We start from the raw sequence: 26,414 nt of genomic DNA, 5'->3' as shown, positions 1-26,414 counted from the left end.
GCACGATGCAGGCGCCCGGTCGCAGGCTTGCCCCCATGACCGAACTCCGCACGCACTCCCACGACGGGCACCCCGTCACCGCCCTCGACACCGGGGCCGGGCCGACCCTGCTGGTGGTCCACCCCGGCGGCGGGGACGTGACCTGTTGGGACGGCGTCGCCCGGCGCCTGGTCGACGACTTCCGGGTGGTCAGGATCCGCCGGCGGATCTACCTGCCCGGCGCGCAGATCGCGCTGCCCCACTCGATGGCCACCGAGGCCGCCGACATCGTCGCCGTCGCCGCCCTGCTGGCGGCGCCCGTGCTCCTGGTGGGGCACTCCTCGGGGGCGGTCGCCGCGCTGGAGGCGGCGCTGCTGGCACCGTCGGCCTTCGCCGGCCTGTGGCTCTACGAACCGCCGATGCCCACCACCGAGCCGGTCGCGGGGGAGGCGGGGCCGCGGGCGCGCGCCGCGGTGGACCGCGGCGACCTGGTCGAGGCGGTGCGGATCCACCTTCGCGACGTGGTCCGGATGCCCGCGGACCTGGTCGACGCGATGCTCGCCGACCCGCGGACGCGGGAGGCCTTCCTCGTGCACGCGGCGGCGCAGATCGCGGACGACGAGGCGCTCGACGCGCTCGGCCGCGGCATCGGGCGCTTCGCGGGGCTGGGGGTACCGGTGACCTTCGTCGAGGGCGACCTCAGCCCCGCGCACCTGCGCGAGCGGCTGGCCGACCTGGCGGCGGTGCTGCCGCACTCGCGCACCACCACGCTCACCGGCCAGGGCCACATCGCCCACCTGACCGCCCCCGGGGCCCTGGCCGACTCGATCCGGGACGCCGCCCGCCGGCTGACACCAGGTCAGCGGCCGGCGGTCGGATGATCCTCCGTCAGTAGGCGGACCACCGCTTGCAGTAGTGTTCGAAGCGCATTCGAGCGGCCCGACCGGACGGCCGCGGCGGATGTGTGGAGCGCGTGGACCCGCAGGGCAGTGCGGGCCCGGGCCGACACGCGACTTTTTCATTGGCTTCAAGTCAATGAATTCTCGGGGACGGATTTCCGGAGCAGGGGGAGCAGGACATGTGGAGTCGGGGCACGGTCCTCGGAGGCCGGTACACGCTGGTCGAACGGATCGGCGGCGGCGCGATGGGCGAGGTCTGGCGCGCCGAGGACCAGGTGCTGGAGCGGCGGGTCGCCGTCAAGATCGTGCTGCCCGCGCTGCTCGACGACGCGGACTTCGCCGCCCGCTTCCGCCGCGAGGCCCGGATCCTGGCCTCGCTCAGCCACCCGAGCATCGTGGACATCCACGACTACGGCGAGGACGAGCAGCAGGACACCGAGCGGCTCGCCTACATCGTCATGGAGCTGGTCGACGGCCGGCCGCTGGACGCCGTCCAGCGCGAGCGCGGCAAGCTGCCGGTGGAGGAGGCGCTGGACATCGTCGCCCAGGCGCTCGACGCCCTCCAGGTCGCGCACGAGCGGGAGATCGTCCACCGCGACCTCAAGCCCTCCAACCTGATGCTCACCGGCAGCGGCCTGGTCAAGGTGACCGACTTCGGCATCGCCCGGGCACTCGCCGGCACGAAGATCACCACCTCCCACTCGGTCTTCGGCACCGCCCTCTACATGGCGCCCGAGCAGGCCGAGGGCAAGGGCACGGTGGCCGCCTCCGACCTGTACTCGATCGGCGTGGTCGCCTACGAGCTGCTCACCGGCGAGCTGCCGTTCACCGGCGAAGCGGTGCTGGAGATCGTGCTCAAGCACGTCCGCGAGCCCGCGCCGGCGCTGCCGCCGGAGTTCCCCGAGCCGGTGCGCGCCTTCGTCGCCCGGGCCCTCGCCAAGGACCCCGGGCAGCGCCACCCGGACGCCGCCGCGATGGCGGCCGCGGCGCGCCGGGCCGCGCGCGGGATCGCCGAGCCCGAGCCGGAACCACTGCCCGAGCCGACCGCGACCGAGGCGGCGGCGCTCGCGGTGGCCGGGGCGGCGACGGTCGAGGCGAGCGGCTCGGGCCCGGCCGGCGCCGTCGGATCGGCGCAGCGGACGAGCGCCGCGACAGCCGGGACCGAGCCCGACGCCGGCACCGCCGGCAACGAGCTCTCGGCGGTGCCGACCGTGATCGGCCTGCCGCAACCCGTCTGGTGGAAGGAGCGCCGCACCCGGGTCGCCGCGGCCGTGCTGGCCCCCTGCGTGATCGCCGCCGCCGCGCTGTTCGCCGTGCTCACCCAGGACGGATCGACCCACCACGACGCCGCGCTCCCGCCCGGCGCCGCGCCCGGCACCCCGGCGAGCGCCGCACCCTCGGGCGGCCCGGGCGGCAGCGGCTCGCCCGCGCCGTCGTCCAGCGGCGCGCCCTCGCCCTCGCCCGCGAGCCCGTCCGCCGCGCCGTCCTCCGGCGCGCCGTCCAGCCCGGCCGCCGGCCCGGGCAGCCCGCAGCCGGGCCAGGCGCCGAACGGCTCCACCGGCGGCGGCGCGGCGGGCGGCTCCGCCGGGGGTGCTACCACGGGTGGCGGAACCCGCACCGGCGGTAGCACCGGCGGCAGCGCGGCCGGCGGGTCCAGCGGCGGGAGCACCGGCGGCTCCACCGGCGGCGGCAGCCACCCCGGCGGCTCCACCGGCGGCACCGGAAGCGCCGGCGGCTCGGGCTCCAACGGCGGCTCCGGCTCCGGCACCTCGGGCGGCGGCTCCACCGGCGGCGGCACCAGCACGCCCGCGGAGTGCAGCGCCGCCCACCCGATCACCAACGTCGGCGACGGCCTGCGGCTCGGCTTCGCCGGCTCGCTGGCCGGCGGCGCCGCCGTGGTGATGAACGAGAACACCCAGTACGGCTGGATCTTCAACCAGAGCGAGTACTTCTACCCCTGCAACCTCTCCTCCCCGCCGCTCGCCGTCACGTTCAACTACACGACCGGCGGCCCGACCACCGTGGAGCTGCGCGGCACCTCGGACTTCGCCCTCCAGTTCTCGGTGGCCCCCGCCACCACCTCCGGGGCCGTGCTGATCGAGCCCTTCGGCGCGAACGGTCAGAACTGCCTGACCGACAACGGCTCGGGCCGGCAGCTCACCATGACCGCCTGCACCCCCGGCGACAAGGCCCAGGAGTGGTTCATGACCTCCTGAGCCCAGGTGTCCCAGGAGTTGCGGAACGATCACCCGGTGCGAAGCATGAGGCGTGTGCGAAAGTCGCACGCCTCATGCCGCCAGCCGTCCACGGGCGGGCGCCGGAAGGAATGGTGTGCCATGACCGACTGGGACGACCGGGACTTCGTCGCGGTCGAGGACGACGGCGTGCTGCAGCCCGCGGACTCGCTGGAGACCGACCGGCTGGACGACGACCCGCTGGACACCGGCCTGAACACCGCCGGCGGCTACCAGGGCGCGAACTCGTACGGGACCACGGCCGCCGAGGCGCAGCAGGGCGAGTCGCTGGAGCAGCAGCTGGCCGCCGAGGAGCCGGACGCCGTCCCGGCGTCGGTGGACGACCGCTGGGCCCAGGGCCCGCGCCCGCGCGCCGGCCGGCTGGTCCCGGACACCGACGACACCCACGGCTGGGACGTCGGCCCGGACGGCGGCGCGGCCAGCGCCGAGGAGGCGGCGATCCACCTGACCGACGAGGACCAGGACGCCGACGCCCAGCTGGACGACGCCACCGACCCGCAGACCCTCTCCGAGGCGATCCGCTACACGATGCTGGACGACCTGGACACCGGCGTGCGCCCCGGCGACGACTACCGCTGAGCGGGCGCGGCCGACGCGGGGTCAGAGCGTCACGAAGGTGAAGCCCTTGGCCTTCAGCGCGGGGAGGACGGACTTCAGGGCGTCCAGGGTCTGGGAGCGGTCACCGCCGCCGTCGTGGCAGAGCAGGATGTCGCCCGGGTGGGCGGCCATCAGCTTCTCGGTGATGTGCGGGACGCCGGGGCGGGACCAGTCGCGGGGGTCCACGTCCCAGTCGATCGGGATCATGCCGTGCTTGGCGACGGTGTCGTACACGGCGGTGGACCAGTCGCCGCCGGGGGAGCGGAACAGGGTCGGGGCCGGCGCGCCGGCGTCCACGATCACCGACTGGGCGTCGACGATCTGCTGCTCGATCTGCGCGGCGGTGCGCTTCGAGAACGGCTGGGGGTGGGTCATCGTGTGGTTGGCGATCATGTGGCCGTCGGCGGCGATGGCCTTGATCAGGTCTTTGTGGGCGTGCGCCTCGATGCCGACCACCGAGAAGGTCGCACGGATGTCGTACTGGCGCAGCAGGGCCAGCATCTGCGGGGTGTAGAGCGCGCTGGGGCCGTCGTCGATGGTGAGCGCGATGGCGTCGGACGGGGCGTCGGGCAGCAGGTCGTGCACCTTGAAGACGGGCTTGCTGCGGGCGGCGACGGGGGAGGCGACCGGCGGGGTGGGCAGGCCGGCGGCGGCCGAGGGGTTGCTCGCGGGGCCGGGGGAGAAGGAGTCGGAGGGTTCGGGCGCCGCGCCGTGCGCGTGGGCGCTGTCGGAGCAGCCGGCCAGGGCGGCCGCGGCGAGCGAGGCGGCGCCGGCCGCGCCCCAGCGGAGCAGGTGGCGGCGCGGGTGCGGGACGTGCGGCGGTATCGGCACTGGGCCCTCCATGGTGGTGCTTCCTCCCCGGGCGGGCTGGGCGCGGGTCGTGGACCGGCTGCGCCGTCAGCCCTGGTCGGATCATCCTATGACCAGCTGGGAGTTTTCCCAGGCGCGGGCTCGCCGTGTCTGCGAGCCCGCTGGACGCCAGGACGCCCTGCGAGGGTCGCCCGGTTGCGGGGCGGGTCAGCCGCCGCCCAGCACCCTGCGCATCGCCTCCACCACCGACTCCACCGGGAACCCGCGCCCGGTCGCCGCGCGCTCGGCGCCGGCGATCGCCCCGTCGAAGTCGTCGGCGCCGTTCGCCAACTCGGCGCGGAGCAGGGCGAGCAGGCCTTCGGACACCTCGGGGCGGGCGCCGGCCAGCACCTCGGCGTCCGTCGCCCCGGTCGGCAGCGGCTGGAGCGGTGGTGGCGGTGGCGGCAGCTCGTCGGGGTGGGCGCGCAGCGGGCGCGGGTCGGGGCGGCGGGGCGCCGGCGCGGGCACGGGGAGCCGGTCGGTCGCGTACCGGGCGGCGGGCAGGCCGACCTTGCCCGGGTGCACGCAGACCGGAACGCCGGCCGGGGTGAAGCGGAAGCCGGTGGCCGGGTCGAACGGGCACTGCGGGCTCGGCCCCGGGTGGACGTCGAAACCGCCGGCCGGGTGGCGCAGCGAGGGGCAGTACCAGCAGACCTCGCTCTCGTCGTCCGTGAACGGTGCCTGCGGGTCCATGGGGGCGGAGCCTACCCGGTGGGGGAGGTCGGCCAGGCCAGCCGCCCGTCGGCGACCTGCTCGGCCAGCTCGTGCAGCCAGGCCAGCTCGGAGCGGGCCTGGGCGATCGCGTACTCCGCCTCGATCATGAAGAGCCGGGGCATGCCGGAGGCCAGCACCTCGGCCAGCCGCCGCTCGTCCTCGGCGGTGCGCTCGGCCAGCCGGTCGGTGCGCTCGGCGAGCGCTGTCAGGGCGCCGGACTTGCCGAGCGCGCCCAGGTAGGCGACCGCGCCGAGGAACTGCGAGAACTCCCGCTCGGGCGTGCGGATCTGCTGGTCCAGCCGGCGCACCAGCTCGGCCCGGCCGGCCTCGGTGAGGGAGTAGACGGTGCGCTCCGGGCGGTTGCCGGAGCGCTGCTGCCCCTGGTCGGCCAACCAGCCGGCCTCGGCCATCGCGGCCACCGTGTTGTACAGCGTGCCCCGGGTCACGGCCGCGGCGTGGTGCGCGCTGCGGCCGTGCAGTTCGGCGAGCATCTGGTACGGGTGCGCGGGCTGCTCCAGGAGCAGGCCGAGCACGGCGAGCACGATCGGGTTGTCGAGCGCTTTGCGGGGCACGGTCGGAATCTAACAGTCGAAATGGACCGGCCCCCAGCGGACCACCCGGGAGCTGACGGTCAGTCGGCCGCCTTGCGCAGCGCATCGTGCAGGTCGGCCGCCAGGGCGAGGTACTCCTCGGCGTCGCCCGCCGTGAAGTGCAGGTCGATCAGCAGCTCGGCGCCCAGCGCCTCGACCACGTGGGTGAGGTAGCCGACCAGCTGGCCGAAGCTGCCGCGCTGCGGCACCTGCGACTCGGGGGCGGGCTCGGCGGTCAGCACCGGGTTGACCCGCACCACTAGCCGCAGCGCCTCCGGATCGCGCCCGGCCTGCTCGGCGTGCTGCCTGACGGTGCGCCACATCTGCCGCAGCACCGGCACGGGCAGGCCCGCGCCCAGCCAGCCGTCGGCGCGCCGGCCGACCCGGGCCAGCGTCGCGGCGCTGAACCCGCCCAGCAGCAGCGGCGGCCGGGGCCGCTGCACCGGCTTGGTCCGGACGATCGAGGCCGGCACGTTCCACTGCTCGCCCTGGTGCTCGATCAGCTCCCCGTCGGCCCAGACCCGCTCCAGCACGTCCAGGGTCTCCTCCAGCCGCGCGCCGCGCCCGGCCCACGGGACACCGACGGCCTGGAACTCGTCGCGCGACCAGCCGAGCCCGAGCCCGACGTCCAACCGGCCGTCGCTCACCCGGTCGAGCGTGGTCAGGGTCCGGGCGAGCAGCACCGGGGGCTGGAAGAGCGCGTTCAGGGCGCTGCTGCCGAGGCGGACCCGGCTGGTGGCGGTGGCGGCGACGGTGAGGATGGTCAGCGGGTCGAGGAAGAGCTGGTGCTGCTCCGGGGTGCTGCCGTCGCCGCCCGGATAGCGGCTCTGCGGCTGGGCCGCGACCAGCAGCCGGTCGCCGACCCAGAGGCTGTCGTAGCCGATCTCCTCGGCGGTGCGGGAGACCTGGGCGGCGAGCGCGGGGTCGGCGAACCGGCCGTACTGCGGGATGGAGAGTCCTATGTGCATGGGCGCCAGCCTGCCAGGACCGGATCAACGTTCACTGAACGCCGCCGGGCGATCCGGCGTCTCGCGAAGGGTCAGCAGCCGCCGAGGATCTCGGTGAAGTCGGCGTAGTGGTCGGCGCTGTACCAGACCTGACCCGTCGCCACCTCGCGCACCAGGCGCTCCGCGTCGCGCCGCGTGTTCGGGGCGGGGCGGGGGTTGACGTCGTACTCGTGGTAGCCGGTGGCGGCGGGCAGGTCGCCGTCGCGGTTGTCGTACTCGTTGCCGCCGCGCAGGTACCGCCCGTCCGACAGGCGGTAGTCGACGGGCCGCACGGTGGCGGGCCAGTCGAGCTGGTCGTGCCAGAGCCCGCAGGCGCGGGCGACCTGGGCCGGGAGAGCGGTGAGTTGGCTGGGCGGGTCGACGGCGCGGGTGCCGGCGGCGGAAGCCGAGCTCGGGAAGGCGGCCATGGCCAGCGCGAGCATCAGGGCGGTGACTGCGGACCGGCCCCGGGGCGGGCGCGGGCGGCGGTGGGAGGTGGGCATGACGGTGGTTCCTCTGGGGGACGTGAAGGTGCCAGCAGCCAGGGAACCGGGGCCGCCGGGGCCGGTCCAGCCGCCGCGCCACCGGACGGCGCGGTTGCCACCCGCCGGTGGGACCCGCGGCGTCGCGGAGTTGACGCGCAGTCGGCCGGTCCGGTCGGCACCGGTGTGGTTGACTGCCCGGCATGGACCCTGAGATCACCCTGGTGCGCGTCTTCACCGACGCCGACGGCAACCACGGCAACGTCCTCGCGGTGGTGCCCGACGGCGCCGCGATACCCGACCCGACGCGGCGTCAGGAGCTCGCCCGCCGCCTCGCCCTGAGCGAGACGATCTTCGTGGACGACCCGCAGCGCGGCACCGTGGACATCTACACGCCCAGCGTGCGGCTCCCGTTCGCCGGCTACCCGCTGATCGGCGCCGCCTGGGTGCTCGGCGCGGACCGGCTGGTGCTGGAGGCCGGCGAGATCCCGGTGCACCGCGAGGGCGAGCTGACCTGGATCACCGCCCGCCCCGACTGGGCCCTGCCGCGCACCCTGCGCCAGTACGCCACGCCCGAGGAGGTGGCGGCGCTCACCGTGCCCGAGCCCGGCGAGTGGATCTACGCCTGGGCCTGGCAGGACGAGTCGGCCGGCCTGGTCCGGGCCCGCGCCTTCCCCGGCCGCGGCGACGGCGTCGACGAGGACGAGGCGACCGGCGCCGCCGCGCTGCAACTGGCCGAGCAGCTGGGTCGTCAGGTGACGATCACTCAGGGCACCGGCTCGCAGCTGTTCGCCCGGCCGCTCGGCGACGGCACGGCCGTGCTCGGCGGCCGCGTGGCACGGTGACGCTCGGCGAGCGGGCCGAGGAGGCCGGCGCCGGCGCACTGGACTGGCTGCTGCACACCGCGCTGCCCACCCCCGACGGCGGCCTCTCCTGGCCCACCCGGCCCTCCGAACCCGAGTTCAACCCCGTCCTGTACAGCGGGACTTCGGGCATCGTGCTGGCCCTGCTGGAGGGGCAGCGGCAGTTCGGCGCCGACCGCTACGGGCAGGCCGCGCTGCGCGGCGCGCGCAGCGTCGCCACCGCCGTGGAGCAGGGCTGGGAGTACTCCTCGCTCGCCTTCGGCCTGGCCGGCCTGGCCGTCGCCCTGCACGCCGTGCACCAGCGGCTCGGTGACCCGGCCGCCGGCCGCGCCGCCCGCCGCGCGCTCGGCCTGCTGCGCGCCCGGTTCGACGGCACCCGCTGGGAGCCGGGCTTCGAACTGCTCAAGGGCAACGCGGGCATCGCGCTGGCCGCGCTCGCCGCGGGCGACACCGAACTCGCCGTGCTCGCCGTCGAGCCGTACCTGCGCACCGCCGAACCCACCGGGCACGGCGTGCAGTGGCAGCCCAAGCTCGGCGCGGACGCCCGGCTGCACCACCTCTCGCACGGCACCCTCGGTGTGGTGCACGCCCTGGCCACCGTCGGCGGGGCGGCCGGGCGCGCCGACCTGGTCGAGCTCGCGCTGGCCGGCGCCGCCGACGTGGTGGCCCGCGACGAGGCCGGCCCCGCCGGCTTCCTGGTCCCGCACTCCGACCCCCAGGACCAACCGGAGCGCATCGAGCGCTACAGCTACGGCTGGTGCCACGGCCCCGCCGGCGACGCCCAGGTCTTCCGCGGACTGCACGCCCTGCTCGGCGATCCGGCCTGGGCCGCGCTCGCCGAGCGCTGCTGGCACACCGTCACCCGCAGCGGCCTGCCGGCCCGGCTGCGCCCCGGCTTCTGGGACAACAGCGGACGCTGCTGCGGCACCGCCGGCGTGCTGGCCCTGGCCTGCGACCGGATCGTCGAGCACGGCGACCGGCCGGAGTTCGCCGACACCCTGGTCGCCGACCTGCTGGACCGCGCCACCATCGACGGCGACGGCGTGCGCTGGTCCAACACCGAGCACCGCCGCACCCCCAGCCTGCTCGAACCGACCACCGGCTGGGCGATGGGAAACGCCGGCATCGCGCGCGAACTGCTGCGCTACGCCCGGACGGTGGCCGACGGCGCCCCCGGGTACGCGGTGGACTGGCCGGACCACCCGGCGGCCCGGCGGCCCACCCCCCGTGCCGTCATGGACCCGTGATCTACTGGCGCGAACTCTTCAGCGCCACACGGGGGAACCACCGATGCACGACCTGTTCCAGGGCCTCGACGGGATCGACTGGGCGGGCCTCTCGCACGCCTACGGCGCCGCCACCGATGTGCCCGACCTGCTGCGCGCCCTCACCGCGGCCGACCCGGCGACCCGTGAGGGCGCGCTCGACGCGCTCTACGGCGGCGTCCACCACCAGGGCGACGTCTACGACTCCACGCTCGCCTGCCTGCCGTTCCTGTGCGCGATCGCGGCCGAACCCGGCGGCGCGGACCGGGACGGCGTGCTCCGGCTGATCGACAGCATCGGGCACAGCGCCGCGACGGGCGCCGAGCTCGGCGCGGAGGAGGGGATCACCGACCCGCACGCGGTGATCGCCGAGGCCAAGGCGGAGGACGAGTGGTACGAGGAGGTCGGCCTCGCCCACGGCATGCTGGCCCACCGGCTGCTCGCCGAGCTGCTGCCCCCGCTGACCGGCCTGCTGGCCGACCAGGACCCGGACGTCCGGGGCGCGGCGACCGAGCTGCTGGCGAACCGTCACCAGCAGCCCGGCGCCGTGCTCGACGCCCTGCTGGCCCGGGCCGCCGAAGAGCCGGACGGCGCCGTGCGGCACGCCCTCGCCCAGGCGATCGGCACGCTCGCCGGGCGGCTCGACGCTGCCGACGCCGCCTCGGCCGAACGGGCCGGCGCCGCCCTGCTGGTGCTCGCCGAGCCTGGCGGCGACCCCGGCACCGAGCTGGCCGCGCTCGCCGAACTGGCTCGGAACCACCCGCAGTTGCTGCCCGCCGACACGGCCGAGCGGGCGACGGCCGCGCTGGACCGGGCCCGCGAGCGCCCGGCCGAGCCGGCCCCCGAGCCCCGGCCCGACACCCCGACCCTGCTCTCCCACCTGCGCGAACTGCGGGCCGAGAGCTTCGCCGAGGGCGCCGACCAGCGCACCGCCGAGGCGCTCGAACGCCTGCACGCCGCGCTCGGCGACCGGGTGGAGCTGCGGCACGAGCTGGTGCTGCACACCCTGCGGCACGGCGACCCGAACGGCCCGCGCCGTGCCGTCGACCGGGCCGGCACCTTGCACACCGGCTGGCGGACCTCGCCGGACCGGGCCGCCGCCACCGCCGAACTGCTCGGCGCCCTGCTGACCGACCCCGACCAGGAGCTCGCCGCGCGGGCCGCCGGGGTGCTGCGCGCGGGCCGACTGCCCTGCGACCCGCAGGTGCTGGAGACCGCCGCGGTGATCATGGAGGAGGGGCAGTACCACGGCCGCTGGGGCTGGGAGCGCAACCTGCCCGGCGAGTGCATGCAGCTGCTCGCCAACCACGGCGACGAACGGGCCGTCAGGGAGCTCAGCCGGGTGCTGCCAGGGCGGCCGGTGCCGGAGGACCTCGCGCTCTGGTGCGAGCGGCTGCGCCCGCACTCGGCGAAGCTGCTGCTCACGCTGGTCCGCCGCTGCCAGGCCGCCGGCGAGCAGGTGGACGCCAACCAGGAGGACGGCGGCACGGACCACGACGGCCTGCGCACGCTCGGCCGGCTGATCGCCGCGATGGCCGCCTGCGGACCGAGCGCCGCCCACATGACGATCGGCGCCCTGCTCGCCGTGCTGCTGGAGCAGGGCCGCGAGCGCGACGGCAAGCTGCACATCGGCCCGCAGCTCGGGCTCTCCCGCGCCCACGGCCTCGGCCCCGAGCCGGGGGACGCGCTGCCGGTGCTGCGCGACCTGCTCACCGACCCCGAGCCGGGCACCAGGGTGCTCGCCGCCCGGGCGCTGTTCCACGGCGGGCAGGACGCGGCGGAGTACCTGCCCGTGCTCGCCCGGGTCGTCGAGGACGCGGACCAGTGGCAGGCCCGGTACGCCGCGCTGGAGTTGACCGCCGCGCTGGGCCCGGCCGCCGCGCCGCTCGGTGAGCTGCTGCGCGGGCAGTTCGACCGGGCGCTGGGGGCGGGCGGGTCCGACAACGAGCTGGTCCGGCTGCTGCTCGCGGCCCGGGCCGCGACGCCGGTGACCCCGGCGGACGACCGGCTGCTCGGCGAGCTCTGGCAGCGCCGCCGCGACCTGCGGCCGATGCTGGCCGAGGCGCTGCTGCGGGAGGCCGGCGCGTTGCCGGAGGGGTTCGCCGAGCTGCTGCGCGAGGAGCTGGCCCACCCGCGCCGGCACAACAACGACGGCGCGGAGCGCGGCCTGACCAGCTTCGTGCGCTACGACTGCGAGGCCGACGACACCCTGCTCCGGCAGTGCGAGGAGCTGCTGGCGTAGGTCGCGCCGCGGGGGCAGCGCGGCTCGCCGGTGCCCCGCGGGTCGGCCGCCAGGGACTCCCAGAAGGCCAGGCCGCTCTGCTCGTGCGCGAGGCCGAGGGTGAGCAGGCGGGTGCGGGCCGGGGTGTCGGGGGCGGCCGGGTCGAGGCGCTCGCGCAGCCCGCGGTAGTCGGCGAGCCAGCCGCGGTGCCGCGCCGCCTGGGCGGCGGCCAGGTCGGCGACCTGGCCCGGGGCGCCCAGGTCGGCCGGCCGGGCGGGCGTCAGCCGCGCTTGGCGGCCTGAGCGGCCTTGGCGCCCGGGCCGCCCTTGGGCGCGGTGGCCTTGGCGGCCTGCTGGGCGTGCAGCTCCTTGACCCGGACGCTCTCGCGGCGCACCTCGGCCTGGACGTTGCGCTCGACGCGCAGCCACTCGGGGAAGGTCTCCTTGAGCTCCTCGATCTCGGCGGTGGTCAGCGCCTCGCTGACGCCACCCCGGGCCAGGCCGGAGACCGAGATGCCGAGCTTGGCGGCGACCACCGGGCGCGGGTGCGGGCCGTTCTCGCGCAGCTCGCGCAGCCAGGCCGGCGGGTCGGTCTGCAGGGAGTTCAGCTCTTCGCGGGAGACGACGCCCTCCTGGAATTCGGCCGGGGTGGCGGGCAGGTACACACCGAGCTTCTTCGCCGCGGTGGCGGGCTTCATGGTCTGGGTCGTCTTCGGCTTGAGCGATGTCATGGTCACCAGGGTAGATGAGAGTGCACTGCCCTCGATCACGGACGGTAGCCTGGGGCCGTGACTGAGAACCAGGCGTCCCCCGACTTCCGGCTGGCGTTCGTGCCCGGCGTGACCCCCGGCAAGTGGATCCGGATCTGGGAGCAGCGGCTGCCCGAGGTTCCGTTCGTCCCGTGCCCGCTCGCCGCCCCCGCCGAGGCCGAGGCGGCGCTGGCCGCCGGCACCGCCGACGCGGCGCTGCTGCGGCTGCCGGTGGACCGGACGCTGTTCAGTGCGATCCCGCTCTACACCGAGACCACGGTCGTGGTGCTGCCCAAGGACCACGAGCTGACCGAGGCCGAGGAACTGCTGGTCGAGCAGCTGGCCGAGCAGGTGGTCTGGCACCCGCAGGACGAGACGCTGGTCTGGGAGACCCGGCCCGGCACGCCCGGCTTCGAGCGGCCCGCCAGCACGGCCGACGCGATCGAGCTGGTGGCGGCCGGAGTCGGGCTGCTGCTGGTGCCGCAGTCGCTGGCCCGCCTGCACCACCGCAAGGACCTCACCTACCGGCCGGTGCTGGACGCCGCGCAGTCGCAGGTGGCGCTGGCTTGGCCGGAGGAGCGCACGACCGACCTGGTCGAGGAGTTCATCGGCATCGTCCGGGGCCGGACGGTGAACAGCTCGCGCGGGCGCTCGGCCGCCGCCCAGCCGGAGCCGAAGCAGCAGGCCAAGGCCCGGCAGGACGCCAAGCCGCGGCAGGGCGCGAAGCCGAAGCAGGACGCCGGGAAGAAGCCCGGCGGTGCGGCGCGCAAGCCCGCCGCCGCCCGCTCGCGCGCCGGTTCGGGCGGCGGCGCGGCGGGCGCCAAGCGGGGCAAGCCGCGCGGGCGGCGGTAGTCGGCCGTCTGGTTTGCTTTTGGGCTTTGCTCAGTCCCGCAGGGCCGGGTGCTCCGCGAGCCGGCGCAGGCCGGTGGCGCCGAGCAGGCCGGTGAGCGGGCGCAGCACCCGGGCGCCCGGGACGCGCAGGCCGCCGAGGGTGGCGAAGCGGGTGCCCCCCTCCGCCGGGACGGCGGCCATCGCGCCCAGCACGAAGCGGCTCTGCATCAGGCACCAGCCCGGCCGCAGCACCACTTCGAACTCGGCCCGCTGGCCGAACCGCCCGACCGCCAGGGCCGTGCGCCGCTCGCCCTCGCCGCTGGTGTAGCGGAAGCTGCGCACGGTCGGCAGCAGGTGCGGCAGCTCGCCCTCCAGGTCGGCGGCGACCGCCCAGACCCGGTCGACCGGCGCGGGCAGCAGCACCTCGCGGTGGCGGTAGGCGCCGGGCAGGGTGGCGGCCAGCACCCGCAGCCGGCGGATCGGGTCGAGCTCGGCGACCATCCAGTTCTCGGTCACGACTCCCACACCTTCCGAAAGCTCCGCCGGGCCCGGGCCAGCCGGGACCGGACCGTGCCGAGCGGGACGGACAGCATCGAGCTGGCCGCGTTCTCGTCCAGGCCCACCACGTCGCGCAGCACCAGCACCGCCCGGTGCTCGGGGGTCAGCCGGGCCAGGGTGTCCTCGATGTCGGCGGCCAGCTGGGGATCGCCGGCCGCGCGCAGCTCGGCGAGCGGCTCGGCGACGGTGCGCCCGGCCCGCTGGGCGACCCGGACCGCCTCGCGCACCGCGATGGTCCGGGCCCAGCCGAGCAGTGCGGCCGGCTCGCGCAGCTGGCGCAGTCCGCGCAGCACCACGATCAGCGCCTCCTGGGCGGCGTCCGGCCCGTCCTGGCGGGCGATCGGGCCGCAGATCCGCCCGACGTACGGGGTCAGCAGCTCCATCAGCTCGGCGACCGCCAGCGGGTCCCCGCGCTGGGCGGCGCGCACCAGCTGCGGGTCGATCCCCGGCTCGCCATCCGTCACCACCGCCGTCACCCCCGTTCGACCTCGGCTGCGGGCATTGTGACAGTGCGTCCGAAGTGCTCGCGGGCCGCCCCGGCGATCACCTCCGGGGCCTCCTGCGGGAGCAGGTGACCACCCGTCACGACCCGGACGTCGATCCCCTCGACCTCCCGCGCCGGGCGGGTCACCGGGTCCTGGTCGCCGCAGAGCAGCAGGGTCGGCACGGTCAGCCGCTGCCCGCGGTGCCGGCCGGTGACCAGCGCGGGGATGTCGTGCAGCACGAACTGCCAGAGCCACTGCTCGGCGGCCCGCGACCGGCCGGGCGTGCGGACGGTCTGGACGAACTCCTCCAGCACCTCGGGCTCCCAGCAGGCCGGATCGGCCGTCCAGTGCCGGAGCACGAAGCGGGTGAAGCCCGGCCAGTGCCGCAGCACCCGGCGGCCGATCCCCGGGTACTCCCAGAACGCCGTGTACCAGAACCGCCAGGCGTCCAGCGGCAGTCGGCCCTCGGCCCGGCGCCACGGGTGCGAGGTGTTCAGCGCGAGGTAGCCCGCGACCCGCTCCGGCGCCGCCAGGCAGAGAAGGAAGCCGAGCCAGCCGCCGCACTCGTGGCCGACCAGCCGGACCGGCTCGCGCAGCTCCAGCGCGTCCAGCACGGCGAGCACGTCCGCGACCAGCTCGGTGCTGCGGTAGCCGGTGCGAGGCGCATCGGACCAGCCGCAGCCGCGCAGGTCCGGGCAGATCACCCGGTGGTCGGCCGCGAGCAGCGGGATCACCTTGTGCCAGGCGTACCAGTGCTGGGCGAAGCCGTGCAGCAGCAGCACCGGCGGGGCGTCGGCCGGACCGGCCTCGGCGACGTGGAAACTGACGCCCCGTGCGCTGACGTACCGGTGGCTGACGCCGTCGAGCTGCGGCATCGGTCGGTCCCCCATGGCTCTTCCTCCTCGTGCACGAGCCCCGGTGCGGGCTCCCGGGGAGGAAGAGGCGGGGGAGCGCGACTTCTATCCTGTGACCCGCGTCACGCCGGTGTTCAATCCAACCGGGCCTCGTAGGCCAGCCGGTGGGACAGCTCGTCCACCGCCGACTTCGGCAGCCCGCGCGCGATGAACCAGGCGCCGACGTTGCGCACGTCGCGCTCCAGGAAGGTGCGGCCGCGCGGATTGGCGATCACGTCGACGATCTGCGGCACGTCGATGATCACCAGGCGGCCGTGGTGCACCAGGATGTTGTAGGCGGACAGGTCGCCGTGCGCGAACCCGCCCCGGGCCAGCAGGGCGAGGCTGTCGCCCAGTTGCGCCCACAGGTCGGCCAGCTCGGCCTCCTCGGCGCGCAGTTGGGCCAGCCGGGGCGCGGCCGTGCCGCTCTCGTCGCCGATGAACTCCATCAGGATCTCGGTGCCGAGGATCTGCACCGGGTAGGGCACCGCCACGCCTGCGCTCCACAGCCGGGAGAGCGCGGCGAACTCGGCGGCGGCCCACTGGCCGGCGATCACCTGCTTGCCGAACTCGGTGCGCCGGGCCATCGCCCGGCTGACCCGGGACTCCTTGTGGCTGCGGCCCTCCAGGTAGCCGGCGTCCCGGTGGAACATCCGGTGGTTGCCGTCGCGGTAGCGCTTGGCGGCCATCAGGGTGCGGCGGTCGGTGTCCGGCACCGCCCGCTCCAGCAGGAAGACGTCGGCCTCCTTGCCGGTCTTCACGATGCCGAACTCGGTGTCCACGGCCGCGAGTTCGGTGATCACCCAGTCGGGCCGGGGGTCCGGGCCCTTCTCGGTGGGGGTGGACTGGTCCCAGGTGGACCAGCGGTCGCCGACGGGCGGGCCGTCGTGCCCGGTGCCGTTCTCGTGCTCGTTCTCGCCGTCGGCCTGGACGTCGAGTTCGAGTTCGAGGCCGAAGTCGTAGGGCTGGTAGTCGTAGGCGTCGTCGTCGAAGGAACGGCGGCCGCCGGTCTTGTTGCCGTTGCCGGTGCCCTTGCCGCTGCCCTTGCTGCGGATGCGGGTGAAGGACTCGGACTCGGAAAAGCGCTCGCGCACTGCGGTGGTCTCCTGCGGAGAGGGCCCACCGGAGGGTGCGTCAGCGGACGACTCGTCAGCCGGCGGGCAGGGAACGGGTGAAGGCGTCTGGCGCGCAGGTCGAAGCGCGCCGCGTCACAGCGGCCGTCATCACGTTTACGCACCTCCTCACTCGCCCTGGGCCGGGCCGCGATCATCGGCTCGGCTCCCCACGGGAATGCGGCGATCCTATCGAGTCGGCGGGCAGGTGCAAACAGGTTTTCCGCGCCCCGCACCGGGGTCGGCCGTATCCGGTCTGTCCGCGCCAGCCCCGGCGCCGCACACTGACGGAGTACGCGCGGTTCCGGGCGGGGCGGGTCTGCTGGGGGAAGCCGATGGAGTACGTGCCGGTGCTGTACGCGAAGCAGGGCGAGCTGCTGGCGCTGCGGAAGACGGAGCCGTGGGTGCGGGCGCGGATCCGGCCGGTGCTGGAGGTGATGCCGCGGGAGGGGCCGGCCCGTGCCGTCGACGCGCTCCTGACGGCGGTCAGGCGATGGCTGAAGACGGAGTGCAAGGTCGCGGTGGACTTCCACCACCTCCGACTGCCCCGCGAGGCGGACGGCAGAGCGTTGCGGGTGCTCAGCGCGGGTCTGGCGGAGGAGTCCGTGACGGCGGTGCCGGTCTTCCGGCCGGGTGACGGACCGGTGGCGCTCGCCGAAGCCGGTCACATGCACCTGCTCCATCGTGCCGGTGGATGCCTGCGCCTGACGCTGGATGAGGTGGAGCACCGTCAGTACGAGTCGCTGGGCGACGAGATCTGGCGGGTCCTGCGTGCGGTCGAGCTGCTGCCCTCCGAGGTCGACCTGCTGCTCGATGCCGGTCACGTCGGCGACGAGGCGGCGGTCGAGCGGATGGCATTGCGCGCCGTGCGTGCGGTGGACTGGGCTTGGCCGTTCGGTTGGCGCAGCACTGCCCTCACCAGCGGCGCCTTTCCGGCCACGCTGCCGCGATCCTCCTACCGGCTGCAGGTCCTGCGCCGTCACGACCTGGACCTCTGGGGCCGGACCCGGGAACTGCTCGGCGGCTTCGCGCTGGACTACGGCGACCACGGGCCCACCCACGTGGGCCGCTACGACGAGGACGAGGAGGGACCGGCCGGGCTGCGCTACCTGAACGGCCCGCACTGGTACGTGATGCGGGCGGCCTCGGCGCGCGGATCGGACTGCCTCAAGCTCTACCGGAGGTTCACCGACTCCACCGTCTGGCCGACCAATCCGGCCGCGTTCTCCTGGGGAGCCGGGCAGATCGCCGCGTACGCGGCCAGGCAGGACGGCGAGAAGTCCGGCGGTCACCGGGAACGGCGGGCCTGGGACACCTCGCACCACCTGGCCTCCGTGGTGCGGTTCATCATCCGGGGCGGCCACCCCTGAGCGGCGCGTCCCGGCGGCGGTTGTCCGGGGCACGCGGTACTCATGGGGAGTACCCGTTTTCGACCGCTCCGGGAGGAATGTGATGACCGGTCAGCTTGTCACCTGTCTCTGGTTCGACGGCCAGGCGGAGGAGGCCGCCAAGCACTACCTGGGGATCTTCCCCGACTCCAGCCTGGGGTCGGTCCTGCGGCACACCGAGGCCGGGCCCGGGGCGCCCGGGAGCGCGCTGACGGTGGAGTTCACGCTGAACGGCCAGCGGTTCCTCGGGCTGAACGGCGGGCCGCAGTTCAGCTTCTCCGAGGCGATCTCGTTCCAGATCCCGTGCGCGGACCAGGCCGAGGTGGACCACTACTGGGAGAAGCTCTCCGAGGGCGGCGAGGAGGGGCCGTGCGGGTGGCTGAAGGACCGGTTCGGGGTGTCCTGGCAGGTGGTGCCGACGGTGATGCCGCAGCTGCTGGGCGACCCCGACCCGGAGAAGGCCGCCCGGGCCACCAAGGCGATGATGGCGATGGGGAAGCTGGACATCGCCGCGCTGCTGCGGGCGCACGCCGGCGAGGGGTGACGGACCCGGGGCTCGCCTACGGTCCGGCCGGCCGGCCGTGCGCCTGCGAGGGGACGTCCAGGATGTCGCCCAGCTCCTGGCACCTGCGGCGCCACCACGGCCAGGCGCGCGGAGCGTACGGGTCGGGCAGGGTGCGCGCCAGGAAGGCGGCGTCGACGTCCCTGACGACCGAGGCGAGCTCCCGAGCCGCCCGTGCGTCGAGCGCGCCGATGGCCCGCTCGATCAGCGAGCGGTCGTCCCAGATGTCGTAGCCCGGCAGGTCCGGCTCGGGCAGGTAGAGCGTGCGGCCCGGACGGCGCGTGAACGCCCGCCAGCGGTGGACGGCGTCTTCGAGCCGCCGCTCGTGCAGGCCCCGTTCGGTCTCGAAGCGGGCCGCCTGACGACGTGTGCGGGAGGTGAGTCGGGATGGCCGGCGCGGGTGGTCCCGAAGCCGGGACCGGCAGTCGGCGTCGAGCCGTAGAGCAGCCGCCGTCCTGCGGGGCATGGCTCTTCTTCCGTGAGTGGTGGTGCCTGGTGGTGCCTGTGCCTGGTGGTGCGTCGTGGTGCGTCGTGGTCTCGGTGGGCAACCGTAGCGTGCGGGCTCGCGGCGGCGCGGGCCCGGCCGCGTGCCGGTGGGCACGCGGCCGGTGGCGCCGGCCGGGACCACGGGGGTCGCCTACCCGCGCAGGCCGATGATGTTCCCGTCGGCGTCCTCGACGGTGGCGATCCGCAGGCCGCCGCCGACGTCCGTGGGCTGCTGCCGGACGCTCGCGCCGGCCGCCGTCAGGGCGTCGATCCGGGCTTCGAGGTCGGCCACGTCCACGTAGGGGACCGGGCCGGTCATGCCCTGGTCGAAGCCGTGCGGGTTGAGGCCGATGTTCTGGCCGTCGATGGTCCAGCCGACGTAGTAGGGGGCGTCCTGGTCCGGCTGGGCGCCGAGCAGGGTGGTGAACAGGGCCTTGGCCTTCTCCAGGTCCTTGACCGGGTAGATGATCGCCTTGAAGTTGTCGGCCATCTGACCTCTCCTTTTGCTCCGGTGCCGGTGCTCCCCGGCGGTGTCTCCACGCTACGAGCGGGGCCGGGGCGGGGGCTTCTTGATTCCTGATCGATCGGGGGCCGGTCCAGCCGGGCGATCGGGGGCCGGTCCGGCGGGCCGGTCGATCAGGCGTGCGAGGATCGTCACGAGGGTGGTACCTGCGATCGGCAGTTCAGGAAGTCCACGGGGGCGACATGTGTACGGCGTTCATCAGCATCGAACCGACATCGGCCGTGCCGGTGCTGCTGCTCTCGGTGCGGGACGAGTACGTCGGCCGGCAGTGGCTGCCGCCGGACCACCACTGGCCGTCGAGCCCCGACCTGGTCGGCGGCCTCGACCTGGTCGCGGGCGGCACCTGGCTCGCCGTCCGGCCGGGTGACGGGTCCGGGGACGGACCGGCGGTGGCGTGCCTGCTCAACGGCTTCGGCCCGGCGGCGGACCCGCACGCCCGCCTCTCGCGCGGGGGCCTGCCGCTGCTCGCCGTGACCGAGGGCGGGTTCGACCGCCTCGACCGCACGGACCTCGAACGGTACGACCCGTTCCACCTGGTCCTGGCGCGGCCCACCGGCGTGCGGGTGCTGAGCTGGGGAGGGGGCGAGCTGGTCGACCGGGCGCTGCCGACCGGGCTGAGCGTCGTGGTCAACGACGGGCTGGAGGGCCGGGCGGAGAACCGCACCACCTCGCGGCGGGCCCGGCTGATGATGGCCGCCCGGGCCGTGCACTTCCGGGCCCGGCTGGCGGCGGCGGTGCGCCCCGAGCCCGGCGCGGGCTCGACCCGGCAGGCCTGGGGCGAGTGGCTGCCGCTCGCCTGCGGGGACGGCCTGGAGCTGGACGACCGGGCCGCCCTGATACAGCGTCGGGACTTCGGCGACGGGCGGATCTGGGGCTCGACCTCGATATCCCTGCTCGCCCTCGGGCCCGCTGGGGCGCGATACGACTTCAGCGCGGCGCCGAGCGAGGGTCAGTGGCAGCGGGTCGACCTGGCTGCGGAGCGGTGACCGCGTTGATCCCCATGACCACCTTCTGACCGACCCGAGACCCAAGACACGAGCAGCCCAGGGCCGTTGACGGCGCTGGGCTGCTCGCGCATGCCCCTGCCCCTGTTCGATTGACAGCGTCTCCGAAATGAGAGTTACTGTCATAAGACAGGGACTCTCAAGGGGGCTGCCATGACCGTGGACGGGACCACGAGCGGGACCGCGAGTGCGATGACGGACGCGACCGCGAGCACCGCCGCGCCGCCCGGTGGGGCGGGCCGGGGCGGCAACCGCCGTTGGTGGGCGCTGGCCGCGATCTGCCTGAGCGTGCTGGTGCTCGGCTTCGACGGCACCATCCTGAACGTCGCGCTGCCCGAGATGGCGGTGCAACTGCACGCCTCCACCGGCCAGTTGCAGTGGATCGCCGACGCCTACCTGGTGGTCTTCGCCGCCGCGATGCTGCCGGCCGGCCTGCTCGGCGACCGGTTCGGGCGGCGCCGGCTGCTGATCGGCGGGCTGGTGCTGTTCGGCGTCGCCTCGATGGTCGGCACGCTGGCGGACTCCTCCGCCACGCTGATCGCGGTGCGCGCCGTGATGGGGCTCGGCGGCTCGCTGATCATGCCGCTCGGCATCGCGATCCTGCCGAGCCTGTTCAGCCCGGCCGAGCGACCGCGCGCCGTGGCGATCATGACGGCGGGGATGGCGATCGGCATGCCGCTCGGCCCGATGCTGGGCGGGCTGCTGCTCAACCACTTCTGGTGGGGCTCGATCTTCCTGATCAACGTGCCGCTGATCGTGATCGGCATCGCCGCCTGCCTGTGGCTGGTGCCGGAGTCGCGCGACCCCTCGGTGCCGCGGGTCGACCCGGTCAGCGCCGTCATCGGCGTGCTGGGGCTGGCCGCGCTCACCTTCGGCATCATCCAGGGCCCGGCCGACGGCTGGGGCTCCGCGAAGGTGGTGGCCGCGCTGGTCGCGGCGGTGCTGCTGCTCGGCGGCCTGGTCCGGCGCGAGCGCACCCAGCCGAACCCGATGGTCGACTTCACCCTGCTCGCCGACCAGGCCTACCGCTGGAGCTCGGTCGCCTCGGTGCTGGTCTCGTTCGTGCTGGCCGGCGGCCTCTTCGTACTGCCGCAGTACCTGCAGTCGGCGCTCGGCTACGACGCGCTCGGCACCGGGATCCGGTTGATGCCGCTGATGGCCGGGCTGCTGGTCGCGGCGCGGGCGGCGGAGCGGCTGGTCCACCGGCTGTCGGCGCGCTGGGTGATCGCCGCGGGCCTGCTGGTGATGGCGGCCGCGATGCTGCTGGGCGCCACCACCTCCGGCGGCGACGGCTACGGCCGCACCGCGATCTGGCTCTCGCTGCTCGGTCTCGGCACCGGGTTCACCATGGTCCCCGCGATGGGCGCTGCGATGGCGGCGCTGCCGGAGGACCGGGCCGGCGTCGGCTCCGGCCTGCTGCAGACACTGCGCCAGTCCGGCAGCGCGATCGGCGTCGCACTGCTCGGCAGCCTGCTCGCGGGCGCCTACACGGCCCGGCTGACGACCGGTCGACTGCCGGCCGCCGCCGCGCACACCGCGCGCGGCTCGGTCTCGGCCGCGCAGGCGATCGCGCGGGCGGCGAACGACCCGGCCCTGGCGCTCTCCGCGCGCGCCGCCTTCGTGCACGGCATGGACCTGGTGCTGCTGGCCTGCGGGATCGGGGCGGTGCTCTCCGCGGCCTTGATCGCCTGGCGGATGCCGGGCCGGGCCGGAGGTGAGGCAGAATCCAGGGCATGACCCCCGGCCTGCCTGACATCCGACCCGCCGCCGGCTCCGAGCTGGAGGAGCTGCTCGCCGCTCCGCTCGGCCTGCGCGAGCGCAAGAAGCTGAAGACCCGCCGGGCGATCCGCTCGGCGGCCTTCGACCTCTTCGCCGAGCAGGGGTACGACGCCACCACGGTCGACCAGATCGCCTCCCAGGCCGAGGTCTCGCCCAGCACCTTCTTCCGGTACTTCCCGACCAAGGAAGACGTGGTCATCAGCGACGACTACGACCCGCTGCTGGAGAACGGGTTCCGCAGCCGCCCGGTGGACGAGCCGCTGATCGAGTCGCTCCGGCAGGCGATGATCGGACCGCTGCGGCAGATCCTCGCGGTGGAGCGTGACGAGGTGCTGCTGCGGATGCAGCTCTTCCGTGCCGTGCCGGCGATCCGGGCCCGCGCGATGGCGGAGCAGCAGGAGACCTCGGACCGGCTCTGCGCGCTGATCGCGGAGCGGACCGGCCGCCCGGCCGGCGACCTCCCGGTGCGCGCGCTGGTCGCGGCGATGCTGGCGGCCTCCGCCGAGGCGGTCGTCTACTGGGCGGAGCACGACGGGGTGGACGACCTGGCCGAGCTGGTGGGCGCGGCGTTCGACGCGCTGGGCCCGTCCCAGGTGTGAGCAACCCTCCTGACGCGGGGTCAGGAGGAGAACCGCAGGCGGTCGGCGAGGCCGGCGGTGGTGAAGGCAGCGGTCAGCTGCTCGCGGCCCTCGGTGAAGTGGCCCCAGCTGTCGAAATGGGCGGGCACCACCTCGCGGGCGCCGAGCAGGGCGGCGGCCTCGGCGGCCTGGGCGCTGTCCAGGGTGAGCAGGGCGCCGTCGAAGAGCACGGTGCGGGCGGCGCCGGCGAACAGCAGCGCGGTGTCGACCGGGCCGAACCGGTCGGCGACCTCCTTGACCACCGCGAGTGAGGCGTTGTCGCCGCTGACGTAGACCGAGGGCAGGTCGTCGGCGGTCAGCACGAAGCCGATCACCTCGCCGGTCAGCGGCTCGCAGCCCTCGGGGCCGTGCTGGGCGGGTGTGGCGGTGACGGTCACCGTGCCGCCGTCCGGGCGGGGCAGGGTGACGGACTGCCAGGGGGCCAGGCCCCGGGCGGAACCGCCGAGCCGGCCCGCGCCGCTGGGGGTGGTGAGCACGGTCGACACCTCGGTGAGGTAGGCCCGCCCGGCGGTGTCCAGGTTGTCCGGGTGCTCGTCGTGGGAGAGCAGCACCGCGTCGATCCGGCCGAGTGCGGCGGGGGTGGTGGCGGTGGGCGCGGTCTTGGTGAGCTTCCGGTCGGCGCCGACCGGGTAGTCGCCCGGCGCGTCGAAGGTCGGGTCGGTCAGCAGGCGCAGGCCGCCGAACTCGATGAGCGCGGTGGGGCCGCCGAAGACAGTAATGCTGGCCATTATTAATCTCCCTCATGGGAAAAGCTGGCGTTTGCCGTGAGGGAAATCTAGCTACTCCTCACGGAGAAGCGCAAGGTTTAACATGAGAGGCGTGACAGAGACCGTGACCGCCGCCGACCCACTGCCGCCCGCGCCGGGCTCCGCGCAGCACGTCGCGCTCGCCTTCGCCAACACCTTGCTCGCCCTGCCCGCCGGGCCGGTCGACCTGCTCGACAGCCCGGACGCCGCCGTCCACTGGCTGCGCGCTCACGACCTGGCCACCGACGACGCGGTGCTCTACGAGTACTGCGCGGGTCGCCTTCGAGAGCTCCGCTCACAATTGAGAGCACTGCTCTCGGCGTGCGTCGAAGGCACGCCCGCCCCGCCGGCGGCGCTCCAAGCCGTCAACACCGCGCTGACCACCGCGCCCTCGGCGGCCCTGCTGCGCTGGGACGAGACCCGCGGCCTGCACCGCGCCCCGGCCCACCCGGCCGACCGCGCCGCCGAGCACGCCATGGCCGCAGTCGCCGCCGACGCCGCCGAACTGCTCACCGGCCCCGACGCCGAGCTGATGGTGCGCTGCGCCGCCACCCCCTGCACCCGCTACCTGCTGCGCACCCACGCGGCCCGGCACTGGTGCTCCACCCGGTGCGGCGACCGGGTCCGCGCCGCGCGCGCATACGCGCGCCGGACCCAGGCCAGGGACGCCGCGAAGCAGGTGGACTGACGCGGCGTCGGGTGGGGGCGCCGCAGTCGGCGGCGGGCGGCGGGCGGTGGATCGGCGGTGGTCGGGGAGGCTGGTCCGCCGGGCGGCGTGGTCGGTAGGTTCGCCACATGAGGAACCTTCACCTTTCCGACCTGCACCTGGGCGCCACCGAACCGGAACGGCCGGGGGTGGGGGAGTCGGAGACGCCCTTCGACGGGTACGAGCGGCGGGCCTGGGCCGGGCGCGGGCGCGCGTACGCGGACAGCTTCGCCAAGCTCTGCGCCGGCGCCGTGCCGCAGTTGCTGGACGCGGCCGGGGTCGGTGCCGGTGACCGGGTGCTCGACGTCGGCACCGGGCCCGGCACCGTGGCGGCCGCCGCGGTCGCCCGGGCGGCCCTGGTCACCGCCGTGGACGCCGAGCCCAGCATGGTGGAACTGGCCCGCGAGGCGGTGCCGCAGGCTGCGGTCCGGCTCGGCACGCTGCCGGAACTTCCTTGTGCGGACCAGGAGTTCGATGCCGTGGTGGGCAACTTCGTGCTCAACCACGTCGGCCGGCCGGCCGCCGCGCTGACCGAGCTGCGCCGGGTGGTCCGGCCGGGCGGGCGGATCGCGTTGACCATCTGGGCGGTGCCGGCCGCCGCCGGGCAGACCCTGCTCTGGCGGGCTGTCGAGGCCGCCGGGGTCACCCGCCCCGCCCACCTGCCGCCGCTGGACGCCGAGCACGACTTCCCACGCACCCCGGCGGGCCTGGTGGCACTGCTGGAGTCGGCCGGCTGGCGCGAGCCGGAGTGCGTCGAGCTGCGCTGGGAGCACCGCGCGGGCCGGCAGGAGTGGTGGGACGGTGCGGCGGCCGGGATCGGGTTCATCGGCCAACTGCTGCTGGCGCAGGAGGAGTCGGTCCGCGAACTGGTGCGCGGGCACTACCTGGAGCTGAGCCGCGAGTTCGCCGACGCCGACGGGACGCTGCTGCTCCCGCACGCCGCGCTGCTGGTGAGCGGGCGGAGGTGACGGCCCGGAGCAGGGGCTGACTCAGGGGGAGGACGTCGGGCCGGGGAGGGTGTCGGGCGGCAGAGCCGGGTCGGTGGCGCAGAACGGGACCTCCTCGGTGTTGCGGGTGCGGGCGCCCGGGAGCCAACCGGTCGCGCCGGTGGGCAGGGTGACGTGGTACCAGCGCCGGCTGGAGACGCCGGCCTCGTCCGTCAGCAGGGTCCCGTCGGTGACCACGCAGTCGGCGGACAGCCGCTCGCCGTGCCAGACCAGGCCGGCCGAGTACTGCGCGACGTAGCGCTCGTGCGGGTTCTGGAGCAGGTCGAGGGCGCATTCGAGGGTGTGCAGCGGGCGGCAGCCGGCCTCCGCGTTGTAGACCGTGACGGTGATGCCCGTGCCGCCCGGCGGGGCCTGTGCTGACTGCCGGTGGAACAGGTGCAACCCCCCGGTGCCCGCCAGCAGCGCCGCACCGGCCGCCACCACCGCGACCGCACCCGCGGCCAGCAGCGGTCGCAGACGTCGCCGCCGCGCTGCCGGCGGTGCGGCGGGCGTCGGGCGGGGCCGGCGAATCCGGTCGAACAGGTCCGGAGGGACCTCGACGTCGTCGTCGGCGGCCCGCAGCAGGGTGCGGAGCCGGTCGCCCGTGGCATCGGCGGACTCGCGGTGCGGCCTCATGCGTCGCCGTCCTTGGCGAGGGTGCGGAGGTGGGAGAGCGCGCGGGCGCGCGCCCGGGAGACGGTGCCGCGGTGCACGCCCAGGATGGCGGCGGCCTCGTCGATGGTGTGCGCGTCGAGGTCGACCAGCAGCACGGCGGCGGCCTGACGGAGCGTCAACTGTCCGAGCAGCCACCGTGACTGCCACTCGGCCTCGCGCAGCACCAGTGCGCCGCCCGGCTCCGGCTGCTCCGGCACCCGGTCGACCAGGACGTGCCGGCGCCGGTGCCGCCGGGTGTTGTGGATCACGCTCACCAGGGTGCGGAAGGCGTAGGCGTACGGCACCGGGTGGCCGAGCAGCCGTTCCGGGTGCGGGCGCAGCTTCAGGTAGGTGTCGTGCACCGCGTCCTGGGCGCCCTCGCCGGTGAGCAGCGCGGCCCGCCGGTAGAGACGGGGGAGCAGGTCGGCGAAGAGCGCGTCGAAGGCGAGGGCGAGCGGGGTGTCCGCTGTCGGTCCGTCAGGGGGCGCGCCGGCGGGAGTGCCAGGTGGGCCGTCGCACCGCCGCTCCTCGGCCACCGTGCTCACCCCTGGTCGTTCGCCGTCCGACCGTTCGTCCTCGGTCGATGGGTCTTTCCTACCACCGGCGCCGTCGCCG

30 protein-coding genes are annotated in these 26,414 nt (G+C 75.1%); 15 read left to right on the top strand and 15 right to left on the bottom strand.

All coding sequences use genetic code 11. The features are described from left to right. Nucleotides 1–35: 35 nt before the first annotated feature. The 3 genes from FHX73_RS33375 (at nt 36) to FHX73_RS33365 (ending at nt 3,712) form a co-directional block, all read left to right on the top strand. Entirely contained in the window at nt 36–860 is an 825-nt protein-coding gene (locus tag FHX73_RS33375) for an alpha/beta fold hydrolase (protein ID WP_145909686.1), read from the top strand. A 197-nt stretch (nt 861–1,057) separates the two neighbouring features. After that, nucleotides 1,058–3,094, top strand: coding sequence for a serine/threonine-protein kinase (locus tag FHX73_RS33370; RefSeq protein WP_145909685.1), 2,037 nt, complete (start codon nt 1,058–1,060; stop codon nt 3,092–3,094). 120 nt (nt 3,095–3,214) lie between these two features. Continuing rightward, nucleotides 3,215–3,712: a DUF5709 domain-containing protein gene (locus FHX73_RS33365; RefSeq protein WP_145909684.1), complete on the top strand. Its 498-nt coding sequence runs from the start codon at nt 3,215–3,217 to the stop codon at nt 3,710–3,712. Between the two features lie 21 nt (nt 3,713–3,733). On the opposite strand, the gene FHX73_RS33360 is transcribed toward FHX73_RS33365, so the two are convergent. The 5 genes from FHX73_RS33360 to FHX73_RS33340 form a co-directional block, all read right to left on the bottom strand. After that, complete coding sequence (locus tag FHX73_RS33360) at nt 3,734–4,573, bottom strand: polysaccharide deacetylase family protein (protein WP_211786404.1); 840 nt, start codon at nt 4,571–4,573, stop codon at nt 3,734–3,736. Between the two features lie 174 nt (nt 4,574–4,747). Next, entirely contained in the window at nt 4,748–5,272 is a 525-nt protein-coding gene (locus FHX73_RS33355) for a hypothetical protein (protein ID WP_145909683.1), read from the bottom strand. Nucleotides 5,273–5,283: 11 nt separating this feature from the next. Beyond that, complete coding sequence (locus FHX73_RS33350; protein WP_145909681.1) at nt 5,284–5,865, bottom strand: PadR family transcriptional regulator; 582 nt, start codon at nt 5,863–5,865, stop codon at nt 5,284–5,286. 59 nt (nt 5,866–5,924) lie between these two features. Then, a complete protein-coding gene (locus FHX73_RS33345; RefSeq protein WP_145909679.1) occupies nt 5,925–6,851 on the bottom strand; it encodes a TIGR03619 family F420-dependent LLM class oxidoreductase in 927 nt (308 codons plus the stop codon). A gap of 71 nt (nt 6,852–6,922) precedes the next feature. Then, complete coding sequence (locus FHX73_RS33340) at nt 6,923–7,372, bottom strand: ribonuclease domain-containing protein (protein ID WP_145909678.1); 450 nt, start codon at nt 7,370–7,372, stop codon at nt 6,923–6,925. Nucleotides 7,373–7,554: 182 nt separating this feature from the next. On the opposite strand from FHX73_RS33340, the gene FHX73_RS33335 reads away from it, so the two are divergent. The 4 genes from FHX73_RS33335 to FHX73_RS33320 all read left to right on the top strand — a co-directional run bounded on the left by FHX73_RS33335 (nt 7,555) and on the right by FHX73_RS33320 (nt 12,002). Then, on the top strand, nt 7,555–8,196 hold the full coding sequence (locus tag FHX73_RS33335; protein WP_145909677.1) for a PhzF family phenazine biosynthesis protein: 642 nt from the start codon (nt 7,555–7,557) through the stop codon (nt 8,194–8,196). Next, on the top strand, nt 8,193–9,461 hold the full coding sequence (locus FHX73_RS33330; RefSeq protein WP_145909676.1) for a lanthionine synthetase LanC family protein: 1,269 nt from the start codon (nt 8,193–8,195) through the stop codon (nt 9,459–9,461). Before FHX73_RS33335 ends, FHX73_RS33330 begins: the two co-directional genes overlap by 4 nt. Nucleotides 9,462–9,504: 43 nt before the next feature. Continuing rightward, the gene (locus tag FHX73_RS33325; protein ID WP_145909675.1) at nt 9,505–11,721 is read left to right on the top strand and encodes a HEAT repeat domain-containing protein; all 2,217 of its coding nucleotides are present in this window, start codon (nt 9,505–9,507) and stop codon (nt 11,719–11,721) included. A gap of 83 nt (nt 11,722–11,804) precedes the next feature. Next, nucleotides 11,805–12,002, top strand: a complete 198-nt coding sequence (locus FHX73_RS33320; RefSeq protein ID WP_145909674.1) for a hypothetical protein — start codon at nt 11,805–11,807, stop codon at nt 12,000–12,002. On the opposite strand, the gene FHX73_RS33315 is transcribed toward FHX73_RS33320, so the two are convergent. After that, the gene (locus tag FHX73_RS33315; RefSeq protein WP_145909673.1) at nt 11,981–12,430 is read right to left on the bottom strand and encodes a DUF5997 family protein; all 450 of its coding nucleotides are present in this window, start codon (nt 12,428–12,430) and stop codon (nt 11,981–11,983) included. The two genes, FHX73_RS33320 and FHX73_RS33315, sit on opposite strands and share 22 nt — an antisense overlap. 57 nt (nt 12,431–12,487) lie before the next feature. Between FHX73_RS33315 and FHX73_RS33310 the strand changes: the two genes are divergently transcribed. Continuing rightward, nucleotides 12,488–13,300 carry a LysR substrate-binding domain-containing protein gene (locus FHX73_RS33310; protein WP_145909672.1) on the top strand — a complete coding sequence of 271 codons (813 nt, stop codon included), beginning with the start codon at nt 12,488–12,490 and terminating at the stop codon, nt 13,298–13,300. A 30-nt stretch (nt 13,301–13,330) separates the two neighbouring features. On the opposite strand, the gene FHX73_RS33305 is transcribed toward FHX73_RS33310, so the two are convergent. The 4 genes from FHX73_RS33305 to FHX73_RS33290 form a co-directional block, all read right to left on the bottom strand. Then, nucleotides 13,331–13,795: an SRPBCC family protein gene (locus FHX73_RS33305; RefSeq protein WP_145909671.1), complete on the bottom strand. Its 465-nt coding sequence runs from the start codon at nt 13,793–13,795 to the stop codon at nt 13,331–13,333. Then, a complete protein-coding gene (locus FHX73_RS33300; protein ID WP_246214033.1) occupies nt 13,792–14,301 on the bottom strand; it encodes an RNA polymerase sigma factor in 510 nt (169 codons plus the stop codon). Before FHX73_RS33300 ends, FHX73_RS33305 begins: the two co-directional genes overlap by 4 nt. 8 nt (nt 14,302–14,309) lie before the next feature. After that, complete coding sequence (locus tag FHX73_RS33295) at nt 14,310–15,212, bottom strand: alpha/beta fold hydrolase (RefSeq protein WP_145909670.1); 903 nt, start codon at nt 15,210–15,212, stop codon at nt 14,310–14,312. Nucleotides 15,213–15,310: 98 nt separating this feature from the next. Then, nucleotides 15,311–16,309: a serine protein kinase RIO gene (locus FHX73_RS33290; RefSeq protein WP_145909669.1), complete on the bottom strand. Its 999-nt coding sequence runs from the start codon at nt 16,307–16,309 to the stop codon at nt 15,311–15,313. A 353-nt stretch (nt 16,310–16,662) separates the two neighbouring features. On the opposite strand from FHX73_RS33290, the gene FHX73_RS33285 reads away from it, so the two are divergent. Together FHX73_RS33285 and FHX73_RS33280 are read left to right on the top strand one after the other, a co-directional pair. Next, nucleotides 16,663–17,697: a beta family protein gene (locus FHX73_RS33285; RefSeq protein ID WP_145909668.1), complete on the top strand. Its 1,035-nt coding sequence runs from the start codon at nt 16,663–16,665 to the stop codon at nt 17,695–17,697. Nucleotides 17,698–17,779: 82 nt separating this feature from the next. Then, on the top strand, nt 17,780–18,259 hold the full coding sequence (locus FHX73_RS33280; RefSeq protein ID WP_145909667.1) for a VOC family protein: 480 nt from the start codon (nt 17,780–17,782) through the stop codon (nt 18,257–18,259). Between the two features lie 16 nt (nt 18,260–18,275). On the opposite strand, the gene FHX73_RS33275 is transcribed toward FHX73_RS33280, so the two are convergent. Beyond that, complete coding sequence (locus FHX73_RS33275) at nt 18,276–18,743, bottom strand: hypothetical protein (RefSeq protein ID WP_145909666.1); 468 nt, start codon at nt 18,741–18,743, stop codon at nt 18,276–18,278. A 171-nt stretch (nt 18,744–18,914) separates the two neighbouring features. After that, complete coding sequence (locus FHX73_RS33270) at nt 18,915–19,253, bottom strand: VOC family protein (protein ID WP_145909665.1); 339 nt, start codon at nt 19,251–19,253, stop codon at nt 18,915–18,917. A 215-nt stretch (nt 19,254–19,468) separates the two neighbouring features. Here FHX73_RS33270 and FHX73_RS33265 point away from each other — a divergent pair, with 215 nt between their 5' ends. The 3 genes from FHX73_RS33265 (at nt 19,469) to FHX73_RS33255 (ending at nt 22,668) form a co-directional block, all read left to right on the top strand. Next, on the top strand, nt 19,469–20,272 hold the full coding sequence (locus FHX73_RS33265; RefSeq protein WP_145909664.1) for an NRDE family protein: 804 nt from the start codon (nt 19,469–19,471) through the stop codon (nt 20,270–20,272). A gap of 171 nt (nt 20,273–20,443) precedes the next feature. Continuing rightward, entirely contained in the window at nt 20,444–22,027 is a 1,584-nt protein-coding gene (locus FHX73_RS33260; RefSeq protein ID WP_246214032.1) for an MFS transporter, read from the top strand. Then, nucleotides 22,024–22,668: an acyl-CoA-like ligand-binding transcription factor gene (locus tag FHX73_RS33255; RefSeq protein WP_145909663.1), complete on the top strand. Its 645-nt coding sequence runs from the start codon at nt 22,024–22,026 to the stop codon at nt 22,666–22,668. The genes FHX73_RS33260 and FHX73_RS33255 overlap by 4 nt, the downstream gene beginning before the upstream one ends. A gap of 20 nt (nt 22,669–22,688) precedes the next feature. Here the strand turns inward: FHX73_RS33255 and FHX73_RS33250 are convergent, their stop codons facing one another. Further along, nucleotides 22,689–23,435, bottom strand: coding sequence for an MBL fold metallo-hydrolase (locus FHX73_RS33250; RefSeq protein WP_145909662.1), 747 nt, complete (start codon nt 23,433–23,435; stop codon nt 22,689–22,691). A gap of 82 nt (nt 23,436–23,517) precedes the next feature. On the opposite strand from FHX73_RS33250, the gene FHX73_RS33245 reads away from it, so the two are divergent. Together FHX73_RS33245 and FHX73_RS33240 are read left to right on the top strand one after the other, a co-directional pair. Next, entirely contained in the window at nt 23,518–24,141 is a 624-nt protein-coding gene (locus FHX73_RS33245) for a CGNR zinc finger domain-containing protein (RefSeq protein WP_145909661.1), read from the top strand. A gap of 107 nt (nt 24,142–24,248) precedes the next feature. Then, complete coding sequence (locus FHX73_RS33240; RefSeq protein ID WP_145909660.1) at nt 24,249–25,127, top strand: class I SAM-dependent methyltransferase; 879 nt, start codon at nt 24,249–24,251, stop codon at nt 25,125–25,127. Between the two features lie 21 nt (nt 25,128–25,148). Here FHX73_RS33240 and FHX73_RS33235 read toward each other — a convergent pair whose 3' ends face one another. Beyond that, nucleotides 25,149–25,781, bottom strand: a complete 633-nt coding sequence (locus FHX73_RS33235) for a hypothetical protein (RefSeq protein WP_145909659.1) — start codon at nt 25,779–25,781, stop codon at nt 25,149–25,151. Next, nucleotides 25,778–26,344 carry an RNA polymerase sigma factor gene (locus FHX73_RS33230; RefSeq protein WP_246214031.1) on the bottom strand — a complete coding sequence of 189 codons (567 nt, stop codon included), beginning with the start codon at nt 26,342–26,344 and terminating at the stop codon, nt 25,778–25,780. Before FHX73_RS33230 ends, FHX73_RS33235 begins: the two co-directional genes overlap by 4 nt. Nucleotides 26,345–26,414 lie beyond the last annotated feature (70 nt).

It is taken from the genome of Kitasatospora viridis, from assembly GCF_007829815.1.
GTDB lineage: Bacteria > Actinomycetota > Actinomycetes > Streptomycetales > Streptomycetaceae > Kitasatospora > Kitasatospora viridis.
This window is presented reverse-complemented; position numbering and strand designations above follow the sequence as displayed.

What these genes read in the sequence shown, in the direction of transcription:
- FHX73_RS33315 (WP_145909673.1), bottom strand. Translation starts at nt 12,430, where the DNA reads ATGACATCGCTCAAGCCGAAGACGACCCAGACCATGAAGCCCGCCACC.
- FHX73_RS33365 (WP_145909684.1), top strand. Translation starts at nt 3,215, where the DNA reads ATGACCGACTGGGACGACCGGGACTTCGTCGCGGTCGAGGACGACGGC.
- FHX73_RS33275 (WP_145909666.1), bottom strand. Translation starts at nt 18,743, where the DNA reads ATGCCCCGCAGGACGGCGGCTGCTCTACGGCTCGACGCCGACTGCCGG.
- FHX73_RS33325 (WP_145909675.1), top strand. Translation starts at nt 9,505, where the DNA reads ATGCACGACCTGTTCCAGGGCCTCGACGGGATCGACTGGGCGGGCCTC.
- FHX73_RS33270 (WP_145909665.1), bottom strand. Translation starts at nt 19,253, where the DNA reads ATGGCCGACAACTTCAAGGCGATCATCTACCCGGTCAAGGACCTGGAG.
- FHX73_RS33235 (WP_145909659.1), bottom strand. Translation starts at nt 25,781, where the DNA reads ATGAGGCCGCACCGCGAGTCCGCCGATGCCACGGGCGACCGGCTCCGC.
- FHX73_RS33360 (WP_211786404.1), bottom strand. Translation starts at nt 4,573, where the DNA reads ATGGAGGGCCCAGTGCCGATACCGCCGCACGTCCCGCACCCGCGCCGC.
- FHX73_RS33295 (WP_145909670.1), bottom strand. Translation starts at nt 15,212, where the DNA reads ATGGGGGACCGACCGATGCCGCAGCTCGACGGCGTCAGCCACCGGTAC.
- FHX73_RS33375 (WP_145909686.1), top strand. Translation starts at nt 36, where the DNA reads ATGACCGAACTCCGCACGCACTCCCACGACGGGCACCCCGTCACCGCC.
- FHX73_RS33345 (WP_145909679.1), bottom strand. Translation starts at nt 6,851, where the DNA reads ATGCACATAGGACTCTCCATCCCGCAGTACGGCCGGTTCGCCGACCCC.
- FHX73_RS33280 (WP_145909667.1), top strand. Translation starts at nt 17,780, where the DNA reads ATGACCGGTCAGCTTGTCACCTGTCTCTGGTTCGACGGCCAGGCGGAG.
- FHX73_RS33335 (WP_145909677.1), top strand. Translation starts at nt 7,555, where the DNA reads ATGGACCCTGAGATCACCCTGGTGCGCGTCTTCACCGACGCCGACGGC.
- FHX73_RS33260 (WP_246214032.1), top strand. Translation starts at nt 20,444, where the DNA reads ATGACCGTGGACGGGACCACGAGCGGGACCGCGAGTGCGATGACGGAC.
- FHX73_RS33370 (WP_145909685.1), top strand. Translation starts at nt 1,058, where the DNA reads ATGTGGAGTCGGGGCACGGTCCTCGGAGGCCGGTACACGCTGGTCGAA.
- FHX73_RS33265 (WP_145909664.1), top strand. Translation starts at nt 19,469, where the DNA reads ATGTGTACGGCGTTCATCAGCATCGAACCGACATCGGCCGTGCCGGTG.
- FHX73_RS33285 (WP_145909668.1), top strand. Translation starts at nt 16,663, where the DNA reads ATGGAGTACGTGCCGGTGCTGTACGCGAAGCAGGGCGAGCTGCTGGCG.
- FHX73_RS33245 (WP_145909661.1), top strand. Translation starts at nt 23,518, where the DNA reads ATGAGAGGCGTGACAGAGACCGTGACCGCCGCCGACCCACTGCCGCCC.
- FHX73_RS33250 (WP_145909662.1), bottom strand. Translation starts at nt 23,435, where the DNA reads ATGGCCAGCATTACTGTCTTCGGCGGCCCCACCGCGCTCATCGAGTTC.
- FHX73_RS33240 (WP_145909660.1), top strand. Translation starts at nt 24,249, where the DNA reads ATGAGGAACCTTCACCTTTCCGACCTGCACCTGGGCGCCACCGAACCG.
- FHX73_RS33255 (WP_145909663.1), top strand. Translation starts at nt 22,024, where the DNA reads ATGACCCCCGGCCTGCCTGACATCCGACCCGCCGCCGGCTCCGAGCTG.
- FHX73_RS33340 (WP_145909678.1), bottom strand. Translation starts at nt 7,372, where the DNA reads ATGCCCACCTCCCACCGCCGCCCGCGCCCGCCCCGGGGCCGGTCCGCA.
- FHX73_RS33355 (WP_145909683.1), bottom strand. Translation starts at nt 5,272, where the DNA reads ATGGACCCGCAGGCACCGTTCACGGACGACGAGAGCGAGGTCTGCTGG.